Origin of the sequence: Rhodopirellula sp. JB055 (assembly GCF_043100905.1) — a bacterium.
Lineage (GTDB): Bacteria > Planctomycetota > Planctomycetia > Pirellulales > Pirellulaceae > Rhodopirellula.
Genome location: NZ_JBICHO010000093.1, coordinates 1 through 3,895, shown reverse-complemented (window position 1 = coordinate 3,895; position 3,895 = coordinate 1). Strand labels below are relative to the sequence as shown.

At 59.3% G+C, this 3,895-nt stretch carries 2 protein-coding genes; both read right to left on the bottom strand.

Annotated features, from left to right (window positions below; translation table 11 throughout):
• Window positions 1-754: 754 nt before the first annotated feature.
• Entirely contained in the window at window positions 755-3,370 is a 2,616-nt protein-coding gene (locus tag ACF8AM_RS03705; protein ID WP_392554337.1) for an L-sorbosone dehydrogenase, read from the bottom strand.
• 341 nt (window positions 3,371-3,711) lie between these two features.
• A partial coding sequence (locus ACF8AM_RS03700; RefSeq protein ID WP_392554336.1) for a hypothetical protein occupies window positions 3,712-3,895 on the bottom strand: 184 nt, incomplete at its 5' end.

The window sequence follows — 3,895 nt, the reverse complement described above, 5'->3', positions numbered from 1 at the left end:
CCCAGGCTCACCGCAACGGCACGTGATCCCTCGCTCCCGCGTCGGGTTAGGATTGAACGAGCAGCCCAGTGAGTGAGCGACGCCCCACAACAACCCGACGCGTGAGTTTCGAAGCTGCGTTTTCGCGCGAGGCATTGTTTTTTCACAACCCGACGCGTCAGCGAGGGACCCACAGGCTCGCGGCAACGGCCCACGATCCCTCGCTCACGCGTCGGGTTAGGATCAAATGAACAGCCCGGTCAGCGAGCGACGCCCCACAACAACCCGAACGCGTGAGTTTCGAAGTTGCGTTTTTGCGTGAGGCATTGATTCTTCATAACCCGACCAGTCAGCGAGGGACCCACAGGCTCGCTGCAACGACACGTGGTCCCTCGCTCACGCGTCGGGTTAGGATTGAACGAACAGCCCGGTGTGTAGCTCTTCGCTCGCACCTCCCAGAGGTCGAGCGACGCCGTTCAGGCGTCCGCGAGGGAGGGGGCCGAGCGTGGAAAACGGCGAGGATTGCCATCACCCGGAAATCTCGCTGAACGCTCGCTTTCCGCCCCCTCCCGCTGCACGGGCGGGGCTCTTAACGCATTGCAAGCACAGCATCCAAAAGCTGCTCGACCTCCCCAGGGAAGAGAGTGAATTTGCAAAGCAAGTGCCATAAGGGAAGGGTGACCATCAGCGCATCAAAAAACGACTTCGGAAAGGCGGGCTTTCCGAAGTCGTTTGAAGTCGTTTTCGTTCGCAGTGCGAATCCGTCGAGGACGAACTATCGCTTGGCGACTGGTTGCGTGTAAATCGCGTGCTTGGCGTTGCCCCCGGCTCGCAAGTAAGCCACCAAATCAGCGATCTCTTCGGCCGTCAGGGTGTCCAACAAACCGTTGGGCATCATGCTGACCTGGGACTCTCGCGTCTGGATGATGCCTTCACGATCGACTTTCGCCAACGACGACGGATCCAACATGTTGGTCATCACGTTCAAGACGTTGCCGTGCATGTTGATCACACGTCCGGTGATGATGTCACCGTCTTCGGTCAAGAATTGAGTGGAACCGTACTGGTCGCTGATGACCTTGCTGGGCTCAATGATCGAAACCAACATATCATGCGGGCTGAACTTGCCACCGGCACTGGTCAAATCAGGACCGAGGATACCACCCTGCAATCCCATGCGGTGACATTTGTAGCACGTCGCGGCGGCGAACATGGCCTTGCCGTTTTCAAAGTTTGGACGACGGTTCTCATCGCTGACGATGTCGACCAAGTCCTCGACTTTCCATTCTTTGACGAAGTCACGCGGCGGCCCAGCGGCAGGCTCGTCTGCTTGCTTGGGTTTGGCGAGCACCTCGGCCAGCGATTTCTTGTCGGCATCGGACAAAGCGTCGACCGTGACCTTCTTGATGTTGTCCAAGAAGCCACCGAACGACATGCCACCCCGTGCGGTGGCCATCTCATTGAACCACGCCAAGTACTGGCGACGCAGATCCATGTTCCAACCTTCTTTTGCCGCTCGCAACGCCATCGCGTAGTGAATCTGGCTCTCTTGGCTGGGCGAATCCTGCATCGCGGCCAGCACCGAAGCGGTTGAACCGGGAACGTTCAGGTAGATCGCCATGATTGCCAGTTCGCGATCGAGCGAATCGACTCCGGAAGGAAACTGGCCTTTCAGCTTGGCAACCAACGCGTTTCGTTGGGCTTCATCAAAATCGCCCAACCGCATCGCGACCAAACCAGCCGCACGCAGGAAGTCAATCTTTTCGCTGGCGGTGAGCGACTCCAGATCAATCGATGTCAACGCTTGGACCGCGGCGGCTTGATCGGATTCTTCGCCGGTGCGAGCCAACGCGATGACGCCGAGGATTTTGGCTTCCCCATCGGCTTGGCTGAGTGCGGACGATTTCCACGCCGCAGGCGATCGATGCTCCAACGCGATGCGGGCGGCGAAGCGAATCGCACGATCGTCGTGGCTCAGGTTTTCGATTGCCAACTTGATCGCGTCCTCGGTACTGACGGCCAGATCATCGTCATCCACGTGCAGGGCTTCGATGCTTTGACGCAGTTCACGAAGCTGCTTGGCTTCGGCGGATGCCGCGACGGCTTCTTCGGCGGCGTTGGCTGCGGCGATGTCACCGGTGTACTTGATCCGGTACAGACCGCTCTGCGTGCCGCGTCCACCAATGGCGAAGTACAACGCGCCATCGGGGTGAATGACCAAATCGGTCACGGGCAGAGGAGCAGCGGTGGCGAAGGTTTCGTAGGTGCCGCTGTAGCTCGATCCGTCTTCGGTCAGATGAACCGCGTGAATGTTTCCGTAACTCCAATCGGAAATGAACAGAGCGTTTTCGTACTTCTTGGGGAATTTGGCGCCGTAACCGAACACAATCCCGGTTGGCGAACCGGGACCGATGTCAACGGCCGATCCGAACGAATCCGGGTAGTAGGCAGGCCACTTGCCGGTGCCGTTTCGCCATCCGAATTCAGAACCACTGATCACGTGGTTGATTCGTGTGGGACGGTACCACGGCGTGCCGACGTCCCATTCCATGTCGGCATCGTAGGTGAACAGTTCGCCTTGACGGTTCAGGGCGATGTCGTAGGGATTCCGAAAACCGGTCGCGATCAATTCCACTTCGCTGCCATCGGGATTGAGCGAGCAGATGAAACCACCGGGTGCCATGCGGTTAGCGTTGTGCCCGCGAGCATCGGGCATGCGGCCGAGCAGGTGATCTTCTTCCCAGACCTTGGGCACTCGCGAGTGAGCGATCTCTTCGGGCAGGTTGGTGTTGTTGCCTGCGACCATGATGATGCGTTTGCCATCGGGAGTCAGGATCAACGCGTGCGGTCCGTGCTCACTGCCACCGTTGAGCGGGATGATGTGTTCCTTTTTGTCGTACTGGTCATCGCCATCGGTGTCGGTCAAACGCCACAAACCACAGGGTTCGTTGCGAGCGTTGACGTTGGCGTAGAGCGAACCGAATGCACACAGCAGACCTTGAGCACCGACGAAATCGATGTCCAGTTTCTCGACCTTGGCTTCGCCCGAACTCATGTCGATTCGGAACAGCCCTCCCATTTGGTCGCAGGCGATCAACCGGCCTTTGGGATCAACCGTCAGGCTAACCCACGAGCCTTCTTTGTCGGCGGCCACTTCGTGCAGCAATTCCACTTCAAAGCCCTCAGGGACCTTGAATTGCTCGGCGGGAGTGACTCCTAAGCCGGCGGCTGAAACGCTCGAAAGTGGAACGATGGCCGATCCAAGAACGCCGCACAAGACGGCCAGATGGACGATGGACGACGCGACCGTGCGCCGAAGCCGGGACGATGAGTTTCCCGCGTGCATGCTCGCGAAAATGCGAGCTGACGAGGAAGAACGGAGGGATTTCATGGGCGAAGCATCTGCCGGGGGGAAGGGGAAGGGTGGGGACGCGGTGGTGCACCGCTTCAGCGAGCCCTGCTTGGTCGAAACGCCCCCGCTGGGAACACTCGAGGAGCAGGCTGCTCGCGGAAGTCAATATATTAACCGGCGGCTCTCGGGATCGCCAACCAACACACCAAAGATCTTCCCGCCAGATCTTCCCGCCCCGGATGAGGCCAGCGTGGGGTTGAGGGGCGTCCCTCGCTCACCCGTTTTGAAGTTGCGTTTTTGCGTGAGGCATTGTTTTTTTCACAACCCGACGCGTCAGCGAGGGACCCCATGCCATCGCAACGAGCCGGTGGGTCCCTCGCTCACGCGTCGGGACTGCGGAAGGTGGGTGGCACCTTACGGATACGGAGGGTGGTCCCTCGCTCACGCGTCGGGTTGGGATTGGCGGACTGCATCCTCGCCTCGGATGGGGCCGGCGTGGGGGTGAGGGGCGTTCCTCGCTCACCCGTTTTGAAGTTGCGTTTTTGCGTGAGGCATTGTTTTTTC

Excerpts from the sequence above, each read along its gene's own strand:
- ACF8AM_RS03705 (WP_392554337.1), bottom strand. The coding sequence starts at position 3,370 with ATGAAATCCCTCCGTTCTTCCTCGTCAGCTCGCATTTTCGCGAGCATG.